22 protein-coding genes and 1 tRNA gene are annotated in these 23193 nt (G+C 54.7%); 9 read left to right on the top strand and 14 right to left on the bottom strand.

What is annotated here, in order from left to right:
- Positions 1 to 51 precede the first annotated feature (51 nt).
- The 4 genes from cgtA to rplU all read right to left on the bottom strand — a co-directional run bounded on the left by cgtA (position 52) and on the right by rplU (position 3148).
- On the bottom strand, positions 52 to 1227 hold the full coding sequence (gene cgtA / locus CVE23_RS03540) for an Obg family GTPase CgtA (RefSeq protein WP_100848914.1): 1176 nt from the start codon (positions 1225 to 1227) through the stop codon (positions 52 to 54).
- 266 nt (positions 1228 to 1493) lie between these two features.
- Positions 1494 to 2438 (bottom strand): DMT family transporter, encoded by a 945-nt coding sequence (locus CVE23_RS03535; protein WP_049854587.1) that lies wholly within the window; start codon positions 2436 to 2438, stop codon positions 1494 to 1496.
- Positions 2439 to 2559: 121 nt separating this feature from the next.
- A complete protein-coding gene (gene rpmA, locus CVE23_RS03530; protein ID WP_022632116.1) occupies positions 2560 to 2817 on the bottom strand; it encodes a 50S ribosomal protein L27 in 258 nt (85 codons plus the stop codon).
- A 19-nt stretch (positions 2818 to 2836) separates the two neighbouring features.
- Positions 2837 to 3148 carry a 50S ribosomal protein L21 gene (gene rplU / locus CVE23_RS03525; RefSeq protein WP_016943772.1) on the bottom strand — a complete coding sequence of 104 codons (312 nt, stop codon included), beginning with the start codon at positions 3146 to 3148 and terminating at the stop codon, positions 2837 to 2839.
- A 260-nt stretch (positions 3149 to 3408) separates the two neighbouring features.
- On the opposite strand from rplU, the gene ispB reads away from it, so the two are divergent.
- Entirely contained in the window at positions 3409 to 4380 is a 972-nt protein-coding gene (gene ispB / locus CVE23_RS03520; protein ID WP_100848913.1) for an octaprenyl diphosphate synthase, read from the top strand.
- 1 nt (position 4381) lies between these two features.
- On the opposite strand, the gene CVE23_RS03515 is transcribed toward ispB, so the two are convergent.
- The gene (locus CVE23_RS03515) at positions 4382 to 4756 is read right to left on the bottom strand and encodes a DNA-binding protein (RefSeq protein WP_038920789.1); all 375 of its coding nucleotides are present in this window, start codon (positions 4754 to 4756) and stop codon (positions 4382 to 4384) included.
- Between the two features lie 226 nt (positions 4757 to 4982).
- Positions 4983 to 5369: a DNA-binding protein gene (locus CVE23_RS03510; protein ID WP_100848912.1), complete on the bottom strand. Its 387-nt coding sequence runs from the start codon at positions 5367 to 5369 to the stop codon at positions 4983 to 4985.
- A gap of 188 nt (positions 5370 to 5557) precedes the next feature.
- Here CVE23_RS03510 and CVE23_RS03505 point away from each other — a divergent pair, with 188 nt between their 5' ends.
- Positions 5558 to 5839 (top strand): helix-turn-helix domain-containing protein, encoded by a 282-nt coding sequence (locus CVE23_RS03505; protein WP_022632112.1) that lies wholly within the window; start codon positions 5558 to 5560, stop codon positions 5837 to 5839.
- Between the two features lie 70 nt (positions 5840 to 5909).
- Here CVE23_RS03505 and mdh read toward each other — a convergent pair whose 3' ends face one another.
- On the bottom strand, positions 5910 to 6851 hold the full coding sequence (gene mdh, locus CVE23_RS03500) for a malate dehydrogenase (RefSeq protein ID WP_038662455.1): 942 nt from the start codon (positions 6849 to 6851) through the stop codon (positions 5910 to 5912).
- A 490-nt stretch (positions 6852 to 7341) separates the two neighbouring features.
- Between mdh and argR the strand changes: the two genes are divergently transcribed.
- Positions 7342 to 7812 carry a transcriptional regulator ArgR gene (gene argR / locus CVE23_RS03495; RefSeq protein WP_013316302.1) on the top strand — a complete coding sequence of 157 codons (471 nt, stop codon included), beginning with the start codon at positions 7342 to 7344 and terminating at the stop codon, positions 7810 to 7812.
- 45 nt (positions 7813 to 7857) lie between these two features.
- On the opposite strand, the gene tsaD is transcribed toward argR, so the two are convergent.
- Positions 7858 to 8871 carry a tRNA (adenosine(37)-N6)-threonylcarbamoyltransferase complex transferase subunit TsaD gene (gene tsaD / locus CVE23_RS03490; RefSeq protein ID WP_038917799.1) on the bottom strand — a complete coding sequence of 338 codons (1014 nt, stop codon included), beginning with the start codon at positions 8869 to 8871 and terminating at the stop codon, positions 7858 to 7860.
- A gap of 246 nt (positions 8872 to 9117) precedes the next feature.
- Between tsaD and rpsU the strand changes: the two genes are divergently transcribed.
- The 4 genes from rpsU (at position 9118) to CVE23_RS03470 (ending at position 13545) form a co-directional block, all read left to right on the top strand.
- Complete coding sequence (gene rpsU / locus CVE23_RS03485; protein WP_001144069.1) at positions 9118 to 9333, top strand: 30S ribosomal protein S21; 216 nt, start codon at positions 9118 to 9120, stop codon at positions 9331 to 9333.
- 127 nt (positions 9334 to 9460) lie between these two features.
- The gene (dnaG, locus tag CVE23_RS03480; protein ID WP_042858619.1) at positions 9461 to 11215 is read left to right on the top strand and encodes a DNA primase; all 1755 of its coding nucleotides are present in this window, start codon (positions 9461 to 9463) and stop codon (positions 11213 to 11215) included.
- Between the two features lie 156 nt (positions 11216 to 11371).
- Complete coding sequence (gene rpoD / locus CVE23_RS03475; protein WP_049854589.1) at positions 11372 to 13207, top strand: RNA polymerase sigma factor RpoD; 1836 nt, start codon at positions 11372 to 11374, stop codon at positions 13205 to 13207.
- 262 nt (positions 13208 to 13469) lie between these two features.
- Positions 13470 to 13545: transfer RNA gene (locus CVE23_RS03470), tRNA-Ile, on the top strand.
- Between the two features lie 149 nt (positions 13546 to 13694).
- On the opposite strand, the gene CVE23_RS03465 is transcribed toward CVE23_RS03470, so the two are convergent.
- The 4 genes from CVE23_RS03465 to CVE23_RS03450 are packed head-to-tail and all read right to left on the bottom strand — an operon-like array spanning position 13695 to position 16835.
- Positions 13695 to 14696, bottom strand: coding sequence for an NADP-dependent oxidoreductase (locus tag CVE23_RS03465; RefSeq protein ID WP_038917797.1), 1002 nt, complete (start codon positions 14694 to 14696; stop codon positions 13695 to 13697).
- Between the two features lie 29 nt (positions 14697 to 14725).
- Positions 14726 to 15130: a hypothetical protein gene (locus CVE23_RS03460; protein WP_100848911.1), complete on the bottom strand. Its 405-nt coding sequence runs from the start codon at positions 15128 to 15130 to the stop codon at positions 14726 to 14728.
- Positions 15131 to 15146: 16 nt separating this feature from the next.
- On the bottom strand, positions 15147 to 15959 hold the full coding sequence (locus CVE23_RS03455; RefSeq protein WP_100848910.1) for an oxidoreductase: 813 nt from the start codon (positions 15957 to 15959) through the stop codon (positions 15147 to 15149).
- Between the two features lie 12 nt (positions 15960 to 15971).
- Positions 15972 to 16835, bottom strand: coding sequence for an SDR family NAD(P)-dependent oxidoreductase (locus tag CVE23_RS03450; RefSeq protein WP_038917794.1), 864 nt, complete (start codon positions 16833 to 16835; stop codon positions 15972 to 15974).
- Positions 16836 to 16946: 111 nt separating this feature from the next.
- On the opposite strand from CVE23_RS03450, the gene CVE23_RS03445 reads away from it, so the two are divergent.
- The gene (locus CVE23_RS03445; RefSeq protein WP_100848909.1) at positions 16947 to 17996 is read left to right on the top strand and encodes an aldo/keto reductase; all 1050 of its coding nucleotides are present in this window, start codon (positions 16947 to 16949) and stop codon (positions 17994 to 17996) included.
- A 92-nt stretch (positions 17997 to 18088) separates the two neighbouring features.
- Positions 18089 to 18670: a TetR/AcrR family transcriptional regulator gene (locus CVE23_RS03440; RefSeq protein ID WP_100848908.1), complete on the top strand. Its 582-nt coding sequence runs from the start codon at positions 18089 to 18091 to the stop codon at positions 18668 to 18670.
- 29 nt (positions 18671 to 18699) lie between these two features.
- Here the strand turns inward: CVE23_RS03440 and CVE23_RS03435 are convergent, their stop codons facing one another.
- The gene (locus tag CVE23_RS03435; RefSeq protein ID WP_049854594.1) at positions 18700 to 19671 is read right to left on the bottom strand and encodes an FAD:protein FMN transferase; all 972 of its coding nucleotides are present in this window, start codon (positions 19669 to 19671) and stop codon (positions 18700 to 18702) included.
- A gap of 103 nt (positions 19672 to 19774) precedes the next feature.
- A complete protein-coding gene (locus CVE23_RS03430) occupies positions 19775 to 22552 on the bottom strand; it encodes a flavocytochrome c (protein WP_100848907.1) in 2778 nt (925 codons plus the stop codon).
- Between the last annotated feature and the right edge of the window lie 641 nt (positions 22553 to 23193).

The raw sequence follows: 23193 nt of genomic DNA, 5'->3' as shown, positions 1-23193 counted from the left end.
CTAACAAGCAAATTTTTCTTTTCGGCCACCGCTTAGATGGCCTGGTGGCGATTAATGCTGGTAAATAATTTCAACGCCTTCGTCGTCATCTTCATCCCAGTCGTCATCCCACTCCTCTTCAGCTTCCGCCTTGGCGGCTTCCAACTGTTCGCGGTGGTAATCATCCCACATGAAGTCGACTTTCTCAGGCGCCTTGTTCTCTGCTTCGGCCAGCGCTTTCGGCTGAGTATTGAGGAAATTCATCACATCCCAGCACAGGGCATTTACCCCTTCCCGGTTGGCTGCGGAAATCAGGTAATATTTACCTTCCCAGCCAAGTGCGGCCGCGATCTCTTTCGCGCGTTTTTCCGCCTCGCCTTTCTCCAGCAGATCAACCTTGTTGAACACCAGCCAGCGCGGTTTTTCCGCCAGAGACGCGCTGTACTGCTGCAATTCATTAACGATCACTTTGGCATTTTCGATCGGATCGGATTCATCGATCGGCGCCAGATCGATCAGATGCAGCAACACGCGGCAGCGCTCCAGATGCTTCAGGAAACGGATCCCCAGCCCAGCGCCTTCGGACGCGCCTTCGATAAGACCGGGGATGTCTGCCACCACGAAGCTCTTCTCGCTGTCCATGCGCACCACGCCCAGGCTCGGCACCAGCGTGGTAAACGGATAATCCGCCACCTTCGGCTTAGCGGCCGACACTGCGCGAATAAACGTTGATTTCCCGGCATTCGGCAAACCCAGCATACCGACATCCGCCAGCAGCAACAGCTCCAGCATCAACTCACGCTCTTCGCCCGGCGTACCGTTGGTTTTCTGTCGCGGCGCACGGTTGACGGAGGATTTGAAGCGGGAATTACCCAGCCCGTGCCATCCGCCTTTGGCGACCATCAGTTTCTGCTGATTACGGGTCATGTCACCCAGCACTTCACCCGTGCTTTTATCCAGCACGCGCGTACCGACGGGGACCTTGATGGTGATGTCTTTGCCACGCTTGCCGGTGCAGTCACGGCTCTGACCATTCTGGCCGCGTTCCGCACGGAAGCTTTTCTCAAAGCGGTAGTCAATCAGGGTATTAAGGTTTTCATCCGCCAGCAGGTAGACGTCACCGCCGTCACCGCCGTCACCGCCGTCAGGCCCGCCATTGGGAATATATTTTTCACGACGGAAGCTGACACAGCCATTGCCACCGTCACCCGCCACCACCAGGATGGTGGCTTCATCTACAAACTTCATGAACTGTCTCCGCAAAAAACCAATAGAGAATGACCGACGCGTTTGAATAATTTATTGGTTCTCTTTGGCTCAACGAATTGGGTTGATGACAGATAACCGCAGTATGTCACCTGCCACTGAAAAACCGACGCATCAGAACCGTTCCGATAAAAGGGCGCTGATTGTACCTGCTTGGCGAAAGGATTTCACCTGTATTAAAAATAATCAGCCCTGATTCGCTTCGCCACCCTTTGTTCAGAGTATCTGCGCGGCCTGTTCCTACCTCATCAAACCCTAGGACGCTTGTCGCGTTTTAATGCGATCAGACGATGCCCAATCGCAGAGAACATCGCGCCGGTCACCACGACAAAGGCGCCGATATACCCCAGCAGATTGAGAGCCGGCGCGGCAAATACCGAAGGCCAGGCCAATGACAATAAATCCGAAAAAAACAGCGTAAACAACGGCGTCAGCGTAATGATGGTACTCACCTGAGCGGCCTGCCAGCGCGCCATAGCCTCAGCCAGCGCCCCGTATCCCACCAGAGTATTCGCGCCGCAAAACAGCAGACAGGCCAATTGCCAGCCAGTCAGTTGGAAAATCCCCCCCGGTTTTGCCAACGGGGTGATAAACAGTACACAGAGCGTATACAGCAGAAAAAGCAGCTGTTGCGAAGTCAGACGACGCAGTAACACCTTTTGTGCCACGCCATAGGCCACCCATACCGTGGAAGCCGCTACCCCCAGCAATATCCCGAAGGTGTAATCCGTCAGTCGGGTAAAAAGCTCCACCAGACTATTGTTGAAAAACATCAATAATCCGCAAATCAGTACCCCAGCGCCGATGATTTGATTCACGCGCATCTTTTCCTTGAGGATCACAACGCTGGCAACCATCAACCCCACCGTCGACAACTGCCCGATCACCTGCGACGCCGTAGGGCTCAGATATTGCAAAGATGAGCTGAACAGCACGAAATTGCCCAGCAACCCGCCGGTGGCTATCAACAGCAGAATCCACCAACGCTGATGATCAAATACCCGCGGCGTCGGCAATTTGCCTTTGCTGTACAGGAAAATCCACAGCCCGACGGATGCGATCAAAAAGCGGTACCAGACGATGGTATAAGGCTCCATCGCTACCAGAACCTGTTTCATCGCGATTGGCAGCGCTCCCCAGCATATGGCGGTAGTCAGCGCCAGACAAAACCCGATGACAGCATTCTGTTTCATCACATCACCTGTTCTTTTTATCGATTTCTGTATTATGCCGCGTATCTGTATTGTGCCGCGCAAATGTAAAAAGCCCTGCAACAAGTTGCAGGGCTTTATTATTCAACCTGATACCGAAAAATTACTCAGCGACGATGCTGATATATTTACGGCTGTTCGGGCCTTTAACTTCGAATTTGACTTTACCGTCAGACAGAGCAAACAGGGTGTGGTCTTTACCGCAGCCTACGTTGCTGCCTGCGTGGAACTTGGTGCCACGCTGACGAACGATGATGCTGCCAGCCAGAACTGATTCACCGCCGAAGCGTTTTACGCCAAGACGTTTGCTTTCTGAGTCGCGGCCGTTACGAGTAGAACCGCCAGCTTTTTTGTGTGCCATTAATCCGCTCTCCTAAAACTTAAGCGCTGATGCCGGTGATTTTCACGTCAGTGAACCACTGACGGTGGCCAGCCTGCTTACGGTAGTGTTTACGGCGACGAAACTTAACGATTTTAACTTTCTCGCCACGGCCGTGAGCAACGACTTCAGCCTTGATTTTGCCGCCGTCGACGAAAGGAACGCCGATTTTGACATCTTCACCATTGGCAACCATCAGAACCTGGTCAAACTCAACAGCTTCACCGGTTGCGATGTCCAGCTTTTCCAAGCGAACGGTCTGGCCTTCGCTTACTCGGTGTTGTTTACCACCACTTTGGAAAACCGCGTACATATAAAACTCCGCTTTCCGCGTGCTTCTTTGAATGATGTGAAGCGCGCTATAAATATTCACAATAGGGCGCGAATTCTACGCAAAAAACCCACTGATGACAAGCGCAGAATCAATCAATGTGAAGAAAAAGGATACAACCCATGAACTGCCGTTTATCTGCGCCGTTTTTCAAGTACAATCAGGCCTAACGTTCCCCTTTTCAGTGCCGACACCATCAGCATTTTCACGGCAGAAACAGAAGCAATCAGCTGGCAGAAACAATGAACTTAGAGCAAATCACAGCGTTAAGCGCACAGGATATGGCCGCCGTCAACCAGACCATACTGGATCAGCTCAACTCCGACGTTGTCCTGATCAATCAGTTAGGAAATTACATCATCAGCGGCGGCGGCAAGCGTATCCGGCCTATGATTGCGGTATTAACCGCCAGGGCGCTGAACTACCAGGATGACAAACACATTACCGTTGCCGCGCTGATTGAATTCATCCATACCGCCACTCTCCTTCACGACGATGTGGTCGACGAATCCGATATGCGTCGGGGAAAAGCTACGGCAAATGCCGCGTTCGGCAATGCCGCCAGTGTGCTGGTAGGCGACTTCATTTATACCCGCGCTTTTCAGATGATGACCAGCCTGGCTTCGTTGCGCGTCATGTCGGTGATGTCCGACGCCGTCAACGTCATCGCAGAAGGCGAAGTACTCCAGCTCATGAACTGCAACGATCCGGACATTACCGAAGACAGTTACATGCGGGTGATTTACAGCAAAACGGCCCGGTTGTTCGAGGCGGCGGCGCAGTCATCCGCCATTTTGTCGGGCGCCAGCAGCGAGCAGGAACAGGCCTTACAGGACTACGGCCGTTACCTCGGCACCGCCTTCCAACTGATTGACGATTTGCTCGATTACAGCGCCGACGGCAAAACGCTGGGGAAAAATACCGGCGATGATCTGAACGAAGGCAAGCCCACGTTGCCGTTGCTGCATGCCATGCATCACGGCAACGAAGAGCAGCGCGCCATGATCCGCCAGGCGATCGAAGAAGGTAATGGGCGCCATTTGCTGGAGCCCGTGCTGGCGGCCATGCAATCCTGCGGCTCTCTGGCTTACACCCGACAGAGAGCCGAAGAAGAAGCCGACAAAGCTATTACCGCTATTCAATGCCTGCCTGCCAGTGATTTTCGCACGGCGCTTGAAGGCCTGGCTCATCTCGCGGTACAACGCGACTTCTGAGTCATTCTTCCTTAATTTTGTACTCCTGTGGCCCGTTTTCCAGGCGGGCCAGCATTCCCATCGCCCCTTCGCGCAGAATATGTCCAATCAGCCGGGTACGTTCTTCCACGGAAAGCTGGTGGTAAATCTGTATCCAGGTGTGTTCCTGAACAGTCGCCGATTTCCCGACGTAGTCGGGCGGGGTTTCCTGCATGAGGCTGGTTTTCACCTCCTCCGGCAAGCTCCAGACAGCGTATTCGACGCCCTTACCCTGAACGCCTTTGCGACGCCGTTTCTCCCAGCCATGTTCCTTGGCTCTTTTATTGAGCCCCTGGCGAGACTTCGGCAACCCTGCCACGCCTAACAATTCATTGGTGGTAAACCATGCCTTTTCCATCATCATTCTCCCTTTCATCTCGTTCCTGATACGAATACGCAATTAGATGACTAAAACAGCAATTACGTTTCCATATAATAGACTAATTTTATTCAAACCACTAATGCAATAGTGTTAAAGGTAGCATTAATCGCGATCAGGAAAGTTCCACAGAGAGAAATCAGGTGAGGATAAAGAGGGGAGAAAGCCATTCCGCAATACAGAAAATCGGGAATGGCTGAGTCACTTAATCAGAAAAATCTTTTATCAAAGTCACGCTTGCCGGATTGGCAAGACCCAGCTGTTTCAGCGTGGCAGACACGCCTTCGCGCATGATATACGCAATCAGTTTTTCCCGTTCCGGGACAGATAACTGATGGTAAATCTGGATCCAGACTGACAGCATGTCTGACGGCTTTGCCGAATATTCACCTGACGTTTCCTGCATCAGCAGTGTTTGCTGAACAGACTGAGGCAAGCTATGGATAGAATATTCTACCCCTCGTCCTTGTACACCTTTACGGCGACGCTTTTCCCAACCATCTTCTCGGGCTCGCTTATTCAATCCTTGCCGTGATTTAGGGAGTCCGCCAATACCAACCAATTCGCTGGTCGCAAACCACTCTTTTTTCATGTCCTTTTCATCCCGATAGAGATACTCGTTACCTATTCAGATCCATTTGGAAATTAATTTGGAAATATTAAGGAAATTGGTGCTATATTATTTCCAAATAATGGCTTTTGGTTAGCGAAACCATTCACCATGAGCCGTTAGTTATACCATTAATACGCTGTCGTCTTAATAGCAATAAGGGAAGGATTATGAATTCAAGGAAAAATGACTGGCATCCCGCCGATATTATTGCGGCACTGAGAAAGAAAGGGACAACGCTCGCGGCCGTATCACGAGCCGCCGGGTTGAGTTCTTCCACGCTGGCCAATGCTTTATCCCGCCCATGGCCGAAGGGCGAATGGTTAATAGCCGACGCGCTGGGTATTCACCCATCGGAAATATGGCCCAGTCGCTATTACGATCCTGAAACACAAGAACTACTCGACCGCAAAAAACTGATCCGTCCGCAGTCTGATCCGCAATCCGAATAATGCTTCCGGAAAAAAGAAAGGCCGGAGAATAGACTCCGGCCTTATCAACAGTATGTTCACACAAAGGTGATTATTTCTTGTTAACGAACTCTTCGCCCAGCGCGATATCCTGCTTCAGGGTATCCAGCATGCTAACCAGAGCCTGTTGTTCAAACGCGCTCAGCGCACCGATGTCTTTACGCTCGGCAATGCCGTTTTTGCCCAGCAACAGCGGTTGAGCAAAGAAACGAGCGTGTTTGCCATCGCCTTCCACATAAGCGCACTCAACCACGCCGCTTTCACCCTGCAGAGCGCGAACCAGAGACAGACCAAAGCGTGCGGCTGCCTGGCCCATAGAAAGGGTTGCTGACCCGCCGCCGGCTTTCGCTTCCACAACTTCGGTGCCCGCATTCTGAATACGTTTGGTCAGATCGGCCACTTCCTGCTCGGTGAAGCTCACGCCCGGAATCTGGGACAACAACGGCAGGATGGTGACGCCGGAGTGGCCGCCGATAACCGGCACGTCGATGGCCTGCGGCTGTTTGCCTTTCAGTTCGGCAACGAAAGTGCTGGAACGGATAATGTCCAGCGTCGTGACGCCAAACAGTTTGTCTTTGTCATACACGCCGGCCTGCTTCAGCACTTCGGCGGCAATCGCCACCGTGGTATTGACCGGGTTGGTGATAACGCCGATACAGGCTTTAGGGCAGGTACGGGCAATCTGCGAAACCAGGTTACGCACAATCCCTGCGTTCACATTAAACAGGTCGGAACGATCCATCCCCGGCTTACGGGCCACCCCGGCAGACATCAGCACAACATCTGCGCCTTCCAGAGCAGGAGTAGCATCTTCACCGCTGAAACCTTTGATTTTCACATCGGTGGGAATGTGGCTCAGATCGACAGCTACACCCGGCGTAACGGGGGCGATATCATAAAGAGAGAGCTCTGAACCTGAAGGAAGCTGGGTTTTGAGGAGAAGGGCAAGGGCTTGACCAATACCACCTGCGGCTCCGAGAACTGCAACTTTCATCCTAAACTCCTTATTATGTTAAGTAAAATTACCGTGGATGCGTTTAGTTAAAAACGTTTATGCTCGCGAGAGAAGCCAGGCGTCAGACCTGTTTTCAGAAGGACACTACATAGGTCCGCAGCGATAAATAGGCACGCAGCGATAACGCACTATGTGATTAATAATAAACTAACAATCTGCCTGATATCTGAAAGGTAATTAAAGTAACAGGCAATTGTAGTATGCCCCGGCATAAGCCCACGACTGATTAACGGGTGTGTTACATTACACCGACCATCAGCCTCCAAACAACATCATTTTGATAACATTTATTTTACTTTTATGTGATGAAGAGCACATTTTTTGACACCCTGGTAAAGTATTGCCCCACCGCCCACTAAGTCCGCTGTCTCAGGCCAATAATCCGGTTTTATACGCGCTCATATTGCATAAAAATTCATTCAAATGCATAATGGCCGCATGTTCCACTTTTTCCCGGACACGGTGCAGAATGCGTAACTCCACTAAACAAGAAGATCTGGTTAAGGCGTTCAAAGCGCTGTTAAAAGAAGAGAAATTCAGTTCGCAAAGCGAAATTGTGCAGGCGCTGCAGGACGATGGATTCGAGAACATCAACCAGTCCAAGGTATCCCGCATGCTGACCAAGTTTGGCGCGGTGCGTACCCGCAACGCGAAGATGGAAATGGTTTACTGTCTGCCTGCCGAACTGGGTGTCCCCACCACCACCAGCCCGCTAAAAAACCTGGTGCTGGACGTGGATTACAACGACGCGGTGGTCGTGATTCACACCAGCCCTGGCGCAGCCCAGCTGATCGCCCGCCTGCTGGACTCGCTGGGCAAATCGGAAGGGATTCTCGGCACCATCGCCGGCGACGATACCATTTTCACCACCCCAGCCCGGGGCTTCAGCGTCAAGCAACTGTATGAAGCAATACTGGTATTGTTTGAACAGGAACTGTAATGCTTCTCCGCCCCGCTATGCGTTTGGGGCGGAATAGCCGGAAAATCACAGCGCAGGCAATTCAGCCAGCGGCCAACGCGGCCGAACCGTGATGCCAAGCTCATCCGTCACGCCCTGGGCAAGACGAACCGCTCCGGCATAAGCAATCATCGCGCCGTTGTCGGTACAGAATTCAGGGCGGGCATAGAACACGTCGCCGCCTCGTTTCGCCATGATGTCCGCCAGCCGCTGGCGCAATGTCCGGTTGGCGCTCACGCCGCCGGCCATCACCAGCCGGCTGAACCCTGTCTCATCAAGCGCACGCCGGCATTTGATGGCCAACGTATCCACCACCGCATCTTCAAACGCCCGCGCGATATCCGCCTGCGTCTGCGGATCGCTGCCGTTTTCACGGATAGTATTGGCGGCGAAAGTCTTCAGCCCGGAGAAACTAAAATCCAGACCGGGTCGATCGGTCATCGGCCGGGGAAAAACAAAACGGTCGGAATGCCCGCCTTGCGCCATTTTCGACAGCAACGGCCCACCGGGATAATCCAGCCCCAGCAGCTTGGCGGTTTTGTCGAACGCCTCGCCAGCCGCATCGTCAATGGACTCACCCAGCAACCGGTATTCGCCAATGCCGGTAACGCTGATCAACTGGGTATGACCGCCGGACACCAGCAGCGCGACAAACGGAAACGCCGGCGGATTATCTTCCAGCATCGGCGCCAGCAAGTGACCTTCCATGTGATGCACCGGAATGGCCGGCACATCCCAGGCAAACGCCAGCGAGCGCCCTACCGTCGCACCGACCAGCAGCGCCCCAACCAGACCAGGGCCGGCCGTGTAAGCGACGCCATCGATATCACTGTGCTGTAGCCCGGCGTCTTTCAACGCCGCCTGAATCAGCGGCACGGTCTTGCGAACATGATCGCGGGAGGCCAACTCAGGCACCACGCCGCCATAATCGGCATGCAACTTCACCTGGCTGTAAAGCTGATTCGCCAGTAGCCCGGCCTGCGTGTCATAAATCGCGACCCCGGTTTCATCGCAGGATGTTTCAATACCCAATACGCGCATTGCTGTTTTCACTCTCGTTTACATTTACGGCGGCGGTTACATTTACGGCGGCCCGCCACGGCTGCTTGATTCAGGCGGGACATAGTCTATCATAAGCCAGTCCACTGACGAGCGAACCGGCGCCGCGCGTTTTATGATCGCTGATGCACTTTACAAACGCGCCACAGTTGCAGTAGAATTCCGCACCATTTTGAAAAGGCTGGCACAAGGCCAGCAGCAAACCGAATTTACTGAGGTGAGAGGCACATGCCGGTAATTAAAGTACGTGAAAACGAGCCGTTCGACGTCGCTCTGCGTCGTTTCAAGCGTTCCTGCGAAAAAGCAGGTGTTTTGGCTGAAGTTCGTCGTCGTGAGTTCTATGAAAAACCGACTACCGAACGTAAGCGCGCTAAAGCTTCTGCTGTGAAACGTCACGCCAAGAAGCTGGCTCGAGAAAACGCACGCCGCACTCGTCTGTATTAATTTTCTGGAGGGTTATCCTCCACCGCGTGATTAATCCGCAGACTTAGCAGTTGCATACGAAGGCCGTGCTTTCCGAAAGGAATGCGCGGCTTATTGTCGTTTATAAACGTATATAGATAAGGGGCTTATGGCTGGACGTATTCCCCGCGTATTTATTAATGACCTGCTGGCCCGCACCGACATCGTTGACCTGATCGATGCGCGCGTCAAACTGAAAAAGCAGGGCAAGAATTATCACGCGTGTTGCCCGTTCCACCACGAGAAAACCCCTTCGTTCACCGTTAACGGTGACAAGCAGTTCTACCATTGCTTCGGCTGCGGCGCCCACGGCAACGCGATTGATTTCCTGATGAATTATGATCGTCTGGAATTTGTTGAAAGCATTGAAGAACTGGCTGCAATGCACGGCCTGGAAGTTCCTTACGAAGCAGGCACCGGTCCGACCCAGCTCGAACGCCACCAGCGGCAAAGTTTATACGAGCTGATGGAACAATTAAGCGCTTTTTACCAACATACCCTGAACCAACCTGCGGGTACGCCGGCCAGAGAGTATCTGTCCAGACGCGGCCTGAGTGATGAGGTGATCCGGCAATTCGCCATCGGATGTACGCCGCCAGGGTGGGACAATGCGTTAAAGCGTTTCGGCCGCAGCAGCGAAAACCGGACCACGTTGACCGACGCCGGCATGCTGGTGACCAACGATAATGGCCGTACTTACGACCGTTTCCGCGATCGGGTGATGTTCCCAATCCGCGACAAACGTGGGCGGGTTATCGCTTTTGGCGGTCGGGTGATGGGAGATGGTATGCCCAAGTACCTGAACTCGCCGGAAACCGAGATTTTTCACAAAGGCCGCCAGCTGTACGGCTTGTACGAAGCGCAACAGAAAAATCCGGAATTGAAGCGGTTGTTGGTAGTCGAAGGCTATATGGATGTGGTCGCGCTGGCCCAGTTTGGCATCGATTACGCGGTGGCCTCGCTAGGAACATCAACGACGGCGGACCATATCCAGTTGTTGTTTCGCGCCACCGATCAGGTGGTGTGCTGTTACGATGGCGACCGCGCCGGACGCGACGCCGCCTGGCGCGCGCTGGAAACCGCGCTACCCTATCTGGATGACGGTCGGCAGTTGCGCTTTATGTTCCTGCCCGACGGCGAAGACCCGGATACGCTGGTGCGTCAGGAAGGCAAGGCTGCTTTCGAGCAACGTATCGAACAGGCAATGCCGCTGTCGGCGTTTTTGTTCGACTCGCTGCTGCAGCAGGTGGACATGAGCACCCCGGACGGGCGCGCCAAGCTCAGTACGCTGGCCCTACCTCTAATTGGGCAGGTACCGGGCGAAACGTTGCGATTATACTTACGTCAACAACTTGGCAATAAACTGGGGCTGTTGGACGACAGCCAGCTGGACCGCCTGCTGCCGAAAGCGGCGGAGCAAACATCGTCCTACCAGCCTCCACGGCTAAAAGTCACAACTATGCGTATACTGATAGGACTTTTAGTACAAAATCCGAGGTTGTCCGCCGAGGTGCCGGAACTGGCGCTGGAAGGGGTGGAAGAGAACAAAGTTGCAGGACTGGAGCTGTTTCTGGATCTGGTGAAAACCTGCAATGAAAGCCCAGGTATGAACATGGGACTGCTGCTGGAAAAATATCGCGAAAGTAAATATCGCAAGCAGCTTGAAACCCTGGCCGCCTGGGACCATATGATTGAAGAGGAAGAGCTCGAAGAAAAATTCAGGGTCAGCCTGGCCGAGCTCTACGACCAGTTGCTGCAGTTGCGGATGGACACGCTAATCGCCCGCGAGAGAACGCATGGGCTGAGCACGAACGAGCGCAAGGAACTGTGGTCGCTGCAACTGGCGCTGACGCGAAAAAACTGATTTCCCGCGGCTTAATTGCCGATAAATAGTAGGGTCGAGCCCTACAGCGTGCCGCTACGGGGGCTGCGGCGATAAGAAAAATTCCCCTAATGTTATTGTTAGCGATTTACGCTGACCGACACCAACCCCAATATTCTGAAGTGTGGATACCGTCTTATGGAGCAAAACCCGCAGTCACAGCTCAAGCTACTTGTCACCCGTGGTAAGGAGCAAGGCTACCTGACCTATGCCGAGGTCAATGACCATCTGCCGGAAGATATCATCGACTCCGATCAGATCGAAGACATCATCCAGATGATTAACGACATGGGCATCCAGGTGATGGAAGAAGCGCCGGATGCCGATGATCTGATGCTGGCTGAGAATACCGCCGATGAAGACGCTGCCGAAGCAGCGGCGCAGGTATTGTCCAGCGTTGAATCGGAGATTGGCCGCACGACCGATCCGGTTCGCATGTACATGCGTGAGATGGGTACCGTCGAACTGCTGACCCGTGAAGGGGAAATCGATATCGCCAAGCGAATCGAAGACGGTATCAATCAGGTACAGTGCTCCGTAGCCGAGTATCCGGAAGCCATCACCTATCTGTTGGATCAATACGATCGCGTCGAAGCGGGAGAAAGCCGCCTGTCCGATCTGATCACCGGCTTTGTTGATCCGAACGCCGAAGAAGACCTGGCGCCGAATACCACGCCCGAGAACGCCGAATTGGCCGACGACGGCATGGATGATGACGACGAAGAAAACGAAGAAGACGAAGACGACTCCGATGATGACAACAGCATCGACCCGGAGCTGGCGCGTCAGAAATTCACCGAGCTGCGCGATCAGTATGAAGCGACCCGCGTAAGCATCAAAGCGCATGGCCGCAGCCACCCGACCGCGATTGATGAAATCAATAAGCTGTCTGAAGTGTTCAAGCAGTTCCGTCTGGTGCCGAAGCAGTTTGACCTGCTGGTGAACAACATGCGCACCATGATGGACCGCGTGCGCACGCAGGAACGCCAGATCATGAAACTGTGCGTCGAGCTGTGCAAAATGCCGAAGAAAAACTTCGTAACGCTGTTCACCGGCAATGAAACCAACAGCAAGTGGTTCGACGCCGCGCTTTCCATGGGCAAACCCTGGTGCGAAAAATTGCGCGAAGTGGAAGACGACGTGCATCGCAGCCTGCAGAAACTGCAACAGATCGAAGAAGAAACCGGCCTGACCATCGAGCAGGTGAAAGACATCAACCGTCGCATGTCGATTGGTGAAGCCAAGGCGCGTCGCGCCAAGAAAGAGATGGTGGAAGCCAACCTGCGTCTGGTTATCTCGATCGCCAAGAAATACACCAACCGCGGCCTGCAGTTCCTGGACCTGATTCAGGAAGGCAACATTGGCCTGATGAAAGCGGTAGACAAATTCGAATACCGCCGCGGCTACAAGTTCTCCACCTACGCTACCTGGTGGATCCGTCAGGCGATCACCCGCTCCATCGCGGATCAGGCGCGCACCATCCGTATTCCGGTGCATATGATTGAGACCATCAACAAACTCAATCGTATTTCCCGCCAGATGCTGCAGGAAATGGGCCGTGAGCCGACGCCGGAAGAACTGGCCGAGCGTATGCTGATGCCGGAAGACAAGATCCGCAAGGTATTGAAGATCGCCAAAGAGCCGATCTCCATGGAAACCCCGATCGGTGATGACGAAGATTCGCATCTGGGGGATTTCATCGAAGATACCACGCTGGAACTGCCGCTGGATTCCGCAACGTCGGAAAGCCTGCGCTCCGCCACCCACGACGTGCTGGCCGGCCTGACCGCCCGCGAAGCCAAAGTGCTGCGTATGCGTTTCGGTATCGACATGAATACCGACCATACGCTGGAAGAAGTCGGCAAACAGTTCGACGTAACCCGCGAGCGTATTCGTCAGATCGAAGCGAAAGCGCTGCGTAAACTGCGTCACCCGAGCCGTTCCGAAGTACTGCGTAGCTTCCTGGACGATTAATAAGATTCTTTATTGAATCGGTGCTATCAACCCCCGGTCCCGACCGGGGGTTTTCTTTCTTATATCCGTGGTTACTCACTGCGTAACGCCAGACCAATACATTCTGGTCCCCTGCCTTTATTCACGATTACCGCCCTATCCCCACGGTAAATACAATGAATTCTTAATAATAACAATCTGCTGAATACTGGATATAAAACAACCATATGGCCGCCAGACTATAGACCCCACCAGCCGGATTACCTATAATCGAAGTATAATTGGCCCCTTAGCTCAGTGGTTAGAGCAGGCGACTCATAATCGCTTGGTCGTTGGTTCAAACCCAACAGGGGCCACCAGATTTCAGCAGAAAAATCATATAATTAAGCCACCTTTGACGGGTGGCTTTTTTACTAATGCAGCTTAGCGTGGCGATTCAATGCCAAAGTAGCACACAGGACCATCGGGCAGCTAAGCCGTCACGCATCCCTTCACCAACAGATAACCACTATCTCAATCTGACGACCACCTTACCTTTCGCCCGCCCGGTCTCAACGTAAGATAGCGCATCTGCCGTTGCATCAAATGGAAAGACCCGATCCACCACCGGCCTGATGATGCCTGACTCAATGAGAGCGCTAATTTCATCAAGCTGCTCTCCGCTGGCCCGCATAAAGACAAACGCATAACTCACGCCCTTCTGCCGGGCCTGCTTCCGGATACGGTGACTCAGGAGACGCATCACCTGTTTCAGCCCCCATGACAACCCCTGTTCTGTCGCAAACTCCGGTGCGGGCGGGCCGGAGATGGAGATGAGCTGCCCGCCGGGTCTCAACACCCGCAGCGATTTTTCCAGCACGTCATTGCCCAAACTGTTCAGCACCACATCGTAGCCATGCAGTACGGTTTCAAAATCCTGCTTCCTGTAATCAATGACCACATCCGCCCCCAGCGCTTTTACCCATTCGACGTTACTCGTGCCGGTGGTGGTGGCGACGAAAGCGCCGAGATGTTTGGCAAGCTGGATAGCGATGGCGCCCACGCCGCCGGAGCCGGCATGAATCAGCACCTTCTGCCCTTTCTTCAACTTTGCGGTTTCAACCAACACCTGCCAGGCCGTCAGGCTGACCAGCGGAATAGAAGCCGCTTCTTCCATGCTGAGGTTGCCGGGTTTCAGCGCCAGCGAATCCTCTTTGACGGCGATGAATTCGGCAAAGGCGCCGATACGTTCCTGGTCTGGCCGTGCGTAGACCTCATCGCCCGGCCTGAATCGCGTTACCTTTGACCCGACGCGAACGACAACGCCTGCGACATCGTTTCCCAACGCCAACGGCAAACGATACGGCAGAATCAGCCTGAATTCGCCGTTCCTGATTTTGGCATCAAGCAGATTGACGCCGGCGGCATGAACCTGAATCAGGACGTCATCGCCCCGTAACTCCGGCTCAGGCATTTCGCCAATTCGTCCGCTGCTTCTGCGGCCATAGCGATCGATAATGAACGCCTTCATAAAGTGTTGCTCTCCAGAATGATTACCTATTAACGGCCTGCCCGCCTGCGGTTATCGGTACGAATGACGGAAAGAAAAGCCAGTGCGAGGACCACTTCTAACACGGCAGCCAGCAAGATCCCGCTATTGGCGTGTCCTGCAACAAACTCCCCCACCCCAAGCGTTGCAAGTATCATGCAAGTGACCACTACGCCCTTCATCAGGGATGAGCGGGCTGGCGATGGCGCTACATTTCTGGCCAGGAAGAACATGACGCCAACTCCGGCATACAGCGCCGCTGAACGACGACTAACCAGCCCCGCCGAACTATTGAAGTCAACGCCCCAACTGGCCAGCATCAGAGCTGGCACCGATATCCAGGCGACGGCGAGCACAAAGAACAGCAGCGCCGACAAGATAGCCAGCGGCCGGAATCTGAGTGATAAGACGGTCATATGCTGAGTTCCTAAGCTACGCATCAAGCTGCAAACTTTTGCGGATACCCGAGTCCAGTAAACCCGGCGCGAATCGGCGCAGCAGTCGCAGGCGAGCCGCGGCCGCGCCTGCCGAATAGCGAAGTTTCGGACGTTTTGCGCGGGCCGCTTTCAGTACAACCTCAGCTACCACAGCCGGATCATCCGCGCTCGCCATTGCCAGCCTCACCACCTTTTCCAGCGCCCGGCGTACCGGGGCGTATTCATCCAGCACCGCATCCGGCGGCACGTTGTTGGACTCGAACTGCGTTTTGGTATACGCAGGCTCAATGACCGAAACCCGGATACCGCGCGTGCGTAATTCGTGATCCAGCGCCTCTGAATAGCCTTCGACCGCATGTTTGCTGGCCGCGTAAAGCGCCACATAAGGCATCGGCACGACGCCGAGAATGGAACCGATGTTGATGATGCGGCCGCCGCCCTGTTGGCGCATGTGGGGCACCACGGCGCGGGTCATACGGACAACGCCCAGAAAATTGGTGTCGAAGACCGCTTGCGCCTGTTCGATTGAGCTTTCTTCCGCCCCGGCCGGGCTAAGTCCAAAACCCGCGTTGTTCACCAGCAGATCGATACGCCCTTCCCGCCGGAGTAGTTCGCTCACGGCGGCGTCGACCGATTCATCAGAAGTCACATCCAGCGCCAGCAGATCAAACCGCCGCTGCCCGGCCTGAGCACCTCGTCTGCTGGTGCCGTATACCTTATAGCCGGCCTGTACCAGCCGTTCCGCTGTAGCTTCACCGATTCCCGATGAGGCGCCGGTAACCAGCGCGATGGGTTTATTTGATGTCATAAAATACCTTGTCTATTGCTTCGTCATCAGGCTGTCTGTTGCCTGAGTAAATAAAACCGGCGCGCTACGGACGCAATTCTGTATCGGCGAGTGCATCAGTCGATAACGTGCGGCGGCATTCGCCTGCGAAAACCCCGGCAGCATGGCTTGCCGGGCGTGTTGATAAGCATCCCATTGCCCGGCTTCGTGGAGCGGCGGGATAGTTACCGGCTCGCGGCGATCAAAACCAACCAGCGCGGCATCCACCAGTTCCTCAACTTCCATCACGGCGGGAAGCGTATTGATGTCGGTGCCTGAACGTTCCCAAATCTCTGTGCGCGTCGCCGCCGGAAGCACTGCCTGAACGTAGATGCCCCTGGGAGCCAGTTCGAGGCTGAGTCCCTGAGAAAGAAACAGCACAAACGCCTTGGTCGCACCGTAAACGGTCAACCCGAACTCCGGCGCCAAACCGACTACAGAGCCAATATTGATGATGGCGCCCCCGCCTGCCGTCGCCAGACGCGGTGCAACCGCGCTGGCAAGCCGCACCAGCGCCATCGTGTTGAGCGCGACAAGCCGCTCGATATCGTCCGTCGCCTGTTCAAGGAAGCTCCCACCGATATTCATACCCGCGTTATTCACCAGGATCCCGATATGGCTGTCTTCGCGCAGTCGCGTCTCCACCGCAGCAAGCTCGTCAGGTTGGGTAAGATCGGCAGGCAGGACATCAACCGTCACGCCGTAGTCCTGACGCAGGCGAACAGCCAGCGTATCCATCCGCGTATGGTCGCGGGCAACCAGCACCAGATCATGGCCGCGACGCGCAAAACGTTCGGCATAAACAGCGCCAATCCCCGATGACGCACCAGTGATGAGAACAGCAGGAGTGGTATTCATTTATTTATCCTTTTGTCAGCGTGAAGAAGGTGGATGTCGCACTTGCCAAATAGATGATGAATGACATATATAATAGATGTCAATCGACATTTAAATAAAAGGATCGATAGCATGCAATACACCACGTTTGGCCGAAACACAGGATTACGCGTCTCTGAACTGGCCCTCGGCACCGGTAATTTTGGCACCGGATGGGGCTATGGATCAGAAAAAGAAGAAGCGAAACAGGTATTTGAACGCTACGCTGACGCCGGCGGCAATTTCATCGACACGGCAGACGCCTATCAGTTCGGCCAGTCCGAGCAGTTGGTAGGGGAGTTCATCGCTGCCGAACGCGATCACTTCGTGGTCGCCACCAAGTATACCCTTGGCGCGGCGCCGACCCCGGATATCGCGCAGACCGGCAACAGCCGCCGCAATATGATTTCCTCGGTGGAAAATAGCCTGAAACGGTTGAAAACCGATCGCATTGATGTGCTATGGGCACACTTTGACGACCAGTTAACCCCGCTTGAAGAGATCGTCCGCACCTTTGACGATCTGATCCGTGCCGGAAAAATTCAGTATGCCGGGCTATCCAATTTCCCTGCCTGGCGCATCGCCAGAGCGGATACGATGGCGGAACTGCGCGGCTGGTCGCGTATCGCCGGGATACAGGTGGAATACAGCCTGGCACAACGCACCGCCGAGCGGGAACTGCTGCCGATGGCGGAAGCGCTGGGGCTGGCGGCGACACTCTGGTCGCCGTTGGGCGGTGGTCTGCTGACCGGAAAATACCGTCACAGCAATGAAGGGCGTCTGACGGGGTTTGGCGGCAGGCTGGTGCATATCGAGCAGGATACCGCGCTGCTGGATGAAGTCATCGCCGTATCACAGGAGCAACAGCGACAGCCCCTGCACATTGCCATCGCCTGGTTGCGACAGAAAGCGGCCCATTCCAGCACCAGTCTGATCCCCATTCTGGGTTCCCGCACCCGAAATCAGTTGGATGATACCCTCACAGCGCTGGAGGTGACGCTAAGCGATGAACAGATGGCGCGCCTTGAGATCGCCAGCGCCATTTCGCTCGGAACGCCGCACGATCAGATCGCCGGCAGTCTGCCCCGCGCTCAGGGCGGCGACAGCGCTCGCATCGCCAGTCTACGACCGCCGCGCGCCTGAACCGGTTGATCATTATTGATGAAGGGCATCATCTATTGAGTCTGGTATTTCCATGCCCTAAGATGATGCCCGTCCGATGAGAGGAGAAAACAATGGCCCGTGTATCAAAACAGCAGATGGAGCGTAACCGCGAAGAAATTATTCAGGTTTCTTCACAGCTCTTTCGTGAACGTGGCCTGAATGGCGTCAGCGTGAATGATTTGATGGCGGCAGCCGGGTTAACCCACGGTGGTTTCTACGGACACTTTGCCTCCAAAGATGAACTGGCCGCTATCGCCAGCCGTAAAGCTCTTGAAGATTCCAGCACCCGCTGGCAGGCGCTCAGCCAACAGCCGGATCAACACAACCTGCGTACGCTGGTAGAAAACTACCTGTCTTCCGCCCACCGCGATGGCGTGAAGGACGGATGCGCGATCAGCGCGTTAGCCAGCGATGTGGCTCGGGAAAGCGAAGATAAGCCAGTACGTGAGGTGTATCTCAATGGCGTGAAAGCCATGCTGGGCAGACTGGAGTCCCTTTCCGAGACGGAAGACGACGAACAGCGCAGGCAACAGGCGCTGACGCAGGTGGTTTTGTTGGCCGGCGCGCTGATGTTGTCACGCGCGACCGCCGGGGACCCGTTGTCGGATGAGTTTCTCGCCGCAGCCAAAAAAGCGCTGCTGGGCGAAGAGTAACACTTTCGCACTTTCGCATTCTCGCGCTATCACACCGCAGCCAGCTCGTACCCCGTATCCAGCAGCGTAAAAGCATACTGCCGCTGCGAGGAGAGAATCACCCGCCGGTCTTTGGTCACGAAAATGGCTTCGATATGCGGTAGCCGGGACAGGTAAGCCACGCCTTTTTCCACGCCCAGGCCGTAAATCAGGGTGGTGTAGATGTCCCCGTCGATGGAGGCATCGGAAATGATGGTCACGCTGAGCAGTTCGTTATCCAGCGGGTAACCGGTTTTCGGGTCGAGAATATGGTGATAAAGGCGGCCATCGCACTCGAAATAACGCTCGTAAATGCCGGACGTCACCACCGACTTGTTCGCCACGTGAACCACGCCGATCAGCTCGCCGTTGTCGCCAAACGGCTTTTGCAATCCTACCGACCAGCCCGCCTGACCGCCGCTCTGCGGTCTGCCAAGCGCCAGCACGTTGCCGCCCAGATTGATCAGCGCATGATAGACATGGTGCTGATACAGGAATTGCCTGACGACATCGGCGATATACCCTTTCGCGATCGCCCCCAGATCGATTTCCATCCCCGCTTTTTCCAGCCATACCGAGCAGTCCTGCGCATTGAGCACGACGTGGTGAGGGTCGGTCAGCGCCAGTAATGCCCGCAATTCGTCGGCGGGCGGCACGCTGTGGCCCTGAAAGCCGATTTTCCAGCGTTTCACCACCGGCCCGATGGTGAAATTGAAGCAACTGCCCTCCAGCAGGCTGACCTCTCTGGCGCGCTTAATCAGATTGAACAGCAGCTGGCTGACGACAACCGGGTGTTTGCCTGCGGCACGGTTGATGTCCATGACTTCGGAATCAGCCCGGTTAACGGTCAACGTATCCTCCAGTTGTTTAATGCGGCCAAACACCTGCGATGCCAGATGTTCATTCGGTTCAAACAATTTGAGAAGAATGGGCGAGCCCATGAGTACGGTGGAATAGACGTAAACCCGATCGTCTGACGGCATGGCGGATAGTCCTGGAAGAAAAGCGAATAATGCCTGCATCAGCAACGGTCGCTGACGCAGGCAATTCTTGCTTACAACGGCATTTACTTACAACTGCCTTTACTTATAACTGCACGTAAGATGCCGCGTTACGGCCCGCCTGAATACCAAAAACGATGATATCGGCGACGGCGTTGCCGCCGATGCGATTACCGCCGTGGATGCCGCCCACCACTTCACCGGCGGCGAAGGCGCCCCGGATCACCCGTTTCTTGCTGTCCAGCACCGCGGTATCGGTGTTGATCACCACGCCGCCCATGGTGTGGTGCACGCCGGGCGCGATGCGGATAGCGTAGAACGGCCCCTGATTGATGGGGTGGCGCAACGCGGTTTTACGGCCGAAGTCGTCATCATGCTGCTTGTCGACAAACAGGTTGTAGCGTTCCAGCGTCGCCAGCAGAGCGTGGAAGTCGATAGACAGCTTGTCCGCCAGCTCGCGCGGAGAAGCGGCGCTCACCACAAAACCACGGGACAGATATTCGTCCGCCGCCTTGTTCTTCGCCCTCACCTGCTCGTCAAACAGGATATAGGCATACTTCTCCGGCAGGCCGATAATTGCCGCCGACACCTTGTCGCGGGTTTCCATCTCGTTAAAGAAGCGATGCCCCTGCTGGTTCACCAGAATCGCACCGCCGCCGCGAATGGATTCGGAGATCAGGTAAGACGTGGTCTGCTCGACCGTCGGGTGGATCTGAATTTCCCCCAGGTCGACGGTATCGGCGCCCACTTTCTCCAGAATCTCAATACCGCTGCCGGTAGCGCCTTGGTGGTTGGTGGTGACGAAGCCGTCCAGATCCGGGCGGTATTTCACCACCATCTCGCGGTTGGCGCTGAACCCGCCGGTGGCGACCACCACGCCTTTGGTGGCGATGGTCAGCTGTTCATTGTCCTCGTTAAGCACCCGTACACCGGTAATCGCGCCGGCGTCATGGACGATATCGACAACCGACGTCTCCAGCATCACATCGATATTGCGCTTGTTGATGTTTTTCACCAGACCGCTGATCAGGAAGCCGCCTACCGCCGAACCATCCGCCGGGCGATGGGTGCGATCCACGCTCATCCCGCCGGTAATGGTAATGTCGTTCAGTTCGATGCCGCGCTCCGCCAGCCACTCGATCGCCATCGGCGCACCTTCCACGAATCGTTTCAGCAATTCGGGATTATTTTTTAACTTACCGCCTTTCAGAGTCTCCTCGTAGAACCGTTCCTTGTCGTCTACGATGCCTTTTATTTTCTGGAAACGAGTTCCTGCCGCGTTCATACCCACGGACGCCTTGATGGTGTTGCCGCCGATGCTGGACATCTTCTCGACAATCAGCACGTTGGCGCCGTCATCGCAAGCCTGAATCGCCGCAGCCAGACCGGCGCCGCCGCTGCCGATCACCACCACGTCATAACGCTGCATGTCCGCCGGGTCGCCGCCTTCCGCCATAATCGCCGCTTTACAGGACTTAGCCAGCGCCTTGGACACCGCTTTTTTCACCGCTTCGCTCTGGGTGGTGGCGCCGGTGACCGCATCCACATGCGGGCTATTGGCGTCAAGAATACGGGAGCGGATAACCTCAAAGCTGCTGACGAAATCGGTATTCAGCTGCGAATTAGGCTCCAGCGTAACATCGGCGATGCGATCCGTTTCCAGGCTGACGTTGATCACCAGCTCGCCGGCGTCGTCCTGCACTTTCTCCTGAAACACGCCCGCCTTGAATTTTTTCGCCGACAAGCTCATGTCGCGGATCATCGCTTCCACCAGCGAGAAGCGCCACAGCGGTTCGGGAATGGTCAGGGCTTCACGTTGGGTGCTGTCGATAAACAGTTCGAGCTTCTGTTGATTGATGAGGCGATCGGTCCAGTCCGGATAGGCAATGCAGGCTTTCCCCACCGCCACCAGATCGTAACCGTGTTCCAGCGCCGCGTCGGCATCCGCTTTATTCACCACGCCGCCGACGCCGATTACCGGCACCTTAGCCAGCGTATCGGAACGCATGGCGACATATTTGCCAATCAGCGGGGTGGGATCGGTGGTATCGACGATGGATGAGCGCAGAGTGTATCCCATAGAAAAATGCAGGTAATCCAGCCCACGCGCCGCCAGTTTTTCCAGCAGGTACAGGGTGTCGTCAAACCGGATGCCCGGCTCTTCGATTTCCTCCGGCGAGAAGCGATAGCCGATGATGAAGGACGCATCCGCATACTGGCGCGCCATCTTGTGGGTGATTTCCAGCACGGCGAGCGGGAATCTGGCGCGATTGTCGCGGCTGCCGCCCCATTCATCGGTGCGCTGGTTGGAGTTCGGGGAGTAAAACTGCTGAATCAGGTAGGTATTGGCGCCGTGGATTTCCACGCCGTCGAAGCCGGCTTCAATGGCGCGGCGCACCCCTTCGCCAAATTTGGCGATCATGGCTTCCACCTCTTCGCCCGTCAGCGCGACCGGAACGGCCGCCCCTTCGCGCGGCGCGGCAACGGCGCTCGGCCCGACCGGCGACTGGCCGCCAATCAGTTTCGGCTCCACCATGCGCCCGCCGTGGTAGATCTGCAAAATGGCTTTCGAGCCCTTTTCCTTGATGGCCGAGGCGACTTTCGCCAGTCCGGCGATCTTGTCGTCGTTGTCGATGCCAATCGCGCCCGGAAACGCCAGCCCTTTATCATCGATAAAGCAGCACTCCACAATCACCGCGCCGATGCTGCCGGCACGCACCTGATAGTACTCCACCAGCTCTTTGGTGACGGTTCCGTCATAAAAGCCGGTGCAGGTGGTCATCGGCGCCATCAGGAGACGATTTTTAAGCTCGACGCCATTTGGCAAGATAAACGGACTCAACACCTGGTCGTTAATGTTCATAGTCAGTGACTCCATAATTACAAATATTTCATAGGCTTTAAATTTGTTATCGGTTTATTGTTTTTTATTTTGCTTAGCGGGCCGATGTCATAACGTTAATATGATTGGCTTTTTAGTTTATAAATAATCAAATTAGTTAATTAACTAATATTCCACTATTATGTCATAGCGTTGTTTAAATACTGATTCAGTAAAAAATAAACCATTCACATTCGGTTAAAATAAAGTAACGCTTTATTTACCTGAATATGCCGCACCCCGAATATATGTGCTATACCCTAAATAATTCGAGTTGCAGGAAGGCGGCAACCAAGTGAATCCCCTGGAGCTTACATCAGTAAGTGACTGGGGTGAGCGAGGGCAGCCAACGCATCTGCAACTTGAAGTATGACGGGTATATTCTTCAGGTTACCGCGCCATGAACCCAGACCAAAGCCAGCCCAGACTGCTCATACGCCACATGACCATGCGCTGTTGAACGATGTCAGCTGCCTCTGCCGGGGCAATCTTAAATATGACCAATCACGCTTAATAAATAAAACACCGGTTCATTATTATTCGCTCCAGAATACCTTTAATAATTAACCTTGTTTTTTGTAAGCCTATTACATCTGACAACCCGGTTATTTATTACCACCCTG

It is taken from the genome of Dickeya fangzhongdai (genome assembly GCF_002812485.1).
In the GTDB taxonomy this organism is placed as follows: domain Bacteria; phylum Pseudomonadota; class Gammaproteobacteria; order Enterobacterales; family Enterobacteriaceae; genus Dickeya; species Dickeya fangzhongdai.
This window is presented reverse-complemented; position numbering and strand designations above follow the sequence as displayed.

Excerpts from the sequence above, each read along its gene's own strand:
- cgtA (WP_100848914.1), bottom strand. The coding sequence starts at position 1,227 with ATGAAGTTTGTAGATGAAGCCACCATCCTGGTGGTGGCGGGTGACGGT.
- CVE23_RS03535 (WP_049854587.1), bottom strand. The coding sequence starts at position 2,438 with ATGAAACAGAATGCTGTCATCGGGTTTTGTCTGGCGCTGACTACCGCC.
- rpmA (WP_022632116.1), bottom strand. The coding sequence starts at position 2,817 with ATGGCACACAAAAAAGCTGGCGGTTCTACTCGTAACGGCCGCGACTCA.
- rplU (WP_016943772.1), bottom strand. The coding sequence starts at position 3,148 with ATGTACGCGGTTTTCCAAAGTGGTGGTAAACAACACCGAGTAAGCGAA.
- ispB (WP_100848913.1), top strand. The coding sequence starts at position 3,409 with ATGAACTTAGAGCAAATCACAGCGTTAAGCGCACAGGATATGGCCGCC.
- CVE23_RS03515 (WP_038920789.1), bottom strand. The coding sequence starts at position 4,756 with ATGGAAAAGGCATGGTTTACCACCAATGAATTGTTAGGCGTGGCAGGG.
- CVE23_RS03510 (WP_100848912.1), bottom strand. The coding sequence starts at position 5,369 with ATGAAAAAAGAGTGGTTTGCGACCAGCGAATTGGTTGGTATTGGCGGA.
- CVE23_RS03505 (WP_022632112.1), top strand. The coding sequence starts at position 5,558 with ATGAATTCAAGGAAAAATGACTGGCATCCCGCCGATATTATTGCGGCA.
- mdh (WP_038662455.1), bottom strand. The coding sequence starts at position 6,851 with ATGAAAGTTGCAGTTCTCGGAGCCGCAGGTGGTATTGGTCAAGCCCTT.
- argR (WP_013316302.1), top strand. The coding sequence starts at position 7,342 with ATGCGTAACTCCACTAAACAAGAAGATCTGGTTAAGGCGTTCAAAGCG.
- tsaD (WP_038917799.1), bottom strand. The coding sequence starts at position 8,871 with ATGCGCGTATTGGGTATTGAAACATCCTGCGATGAAACCGGGGTCGCG.
- rpsU (WP_001144069.1), top strand. The coding sequence starts at position 9,118 with ATGCCGGTAATTAAAGTACGTGAAAACGAGCCGTTCGACGTCGCTCTG.
- dnaG (WP_042858619.1), top strand. The coding sequence starts at position 9,461 with ATGGCTGGACGTATTCCCCGCGTATTTATTAATGACCTGCTGGCCCGC.
- rpoD (WP_049854589.1), top strand. The coding sequence starts at position 11,372 with ATGGAGCAAAACCCGCAGTCACAGCTCAAGCTACTTGTCACCCGTGGT.
- CVE23_RS03465 (WP_038917797.1), bottom strand. The coding sequence starts at position 14,696 with ATGAAGGCGTTCATTATCGATCGCTATGGCCGCAGAAGCAGCGGACGA.
- CVE23_RS03460 (WP_100848911.1), bottom strand. The coding sequence starts at position 15,130 with ATGACCGTCTTATCACTCAGATTCCGGCCGCTGGCTATCTTGTCGGCG.
- CVE23_RS03455 (WP_100848910.1), bottom strand. The coding sequence starts at position 15,959 with ATGACATCAAATAAACCCATCGCGCTGGTTACCGGCGCCTCATCGGGA.
- CVE23_RS03450 (WP_038917794.1), bottom strand. The coding sequence starts at position 16,835 with ATGAATACCACTCCTGCTGTTCTCATCACTGGTGCGTCATCGGGGATT.
- CVE23_RS03445 (WP_100848909.1), top strand. The coding sequence starts at position 16,947 with ATGCAATACACCACGTTTGGCCGAAACACAGGATTACGCGTCTCTGAA.
- CVE23_RS03440 (WP_100848908.1), top strand. The coding sequence starts at position 18,089 with ATGGCCCGTGTATCAAAACAGCAGATGGAGCGTAACCGCGAAGAAATT.
- CVE23_RS03435 (WP_049854594.1), bottom strand. The coding sequence starts at position 19,671 with ATGCCGTCAGACGATCGGGTTTACGTCTATTCCACCGTACTCATGGGC.
- CVE23_RS03430 (WP_100848907.1), bottom strand. The coding sequence starts at position 22,552 with ATGAACATTAACGACCAGGTGTTGAGTCCGTTTATCTTGCCAAATGGC.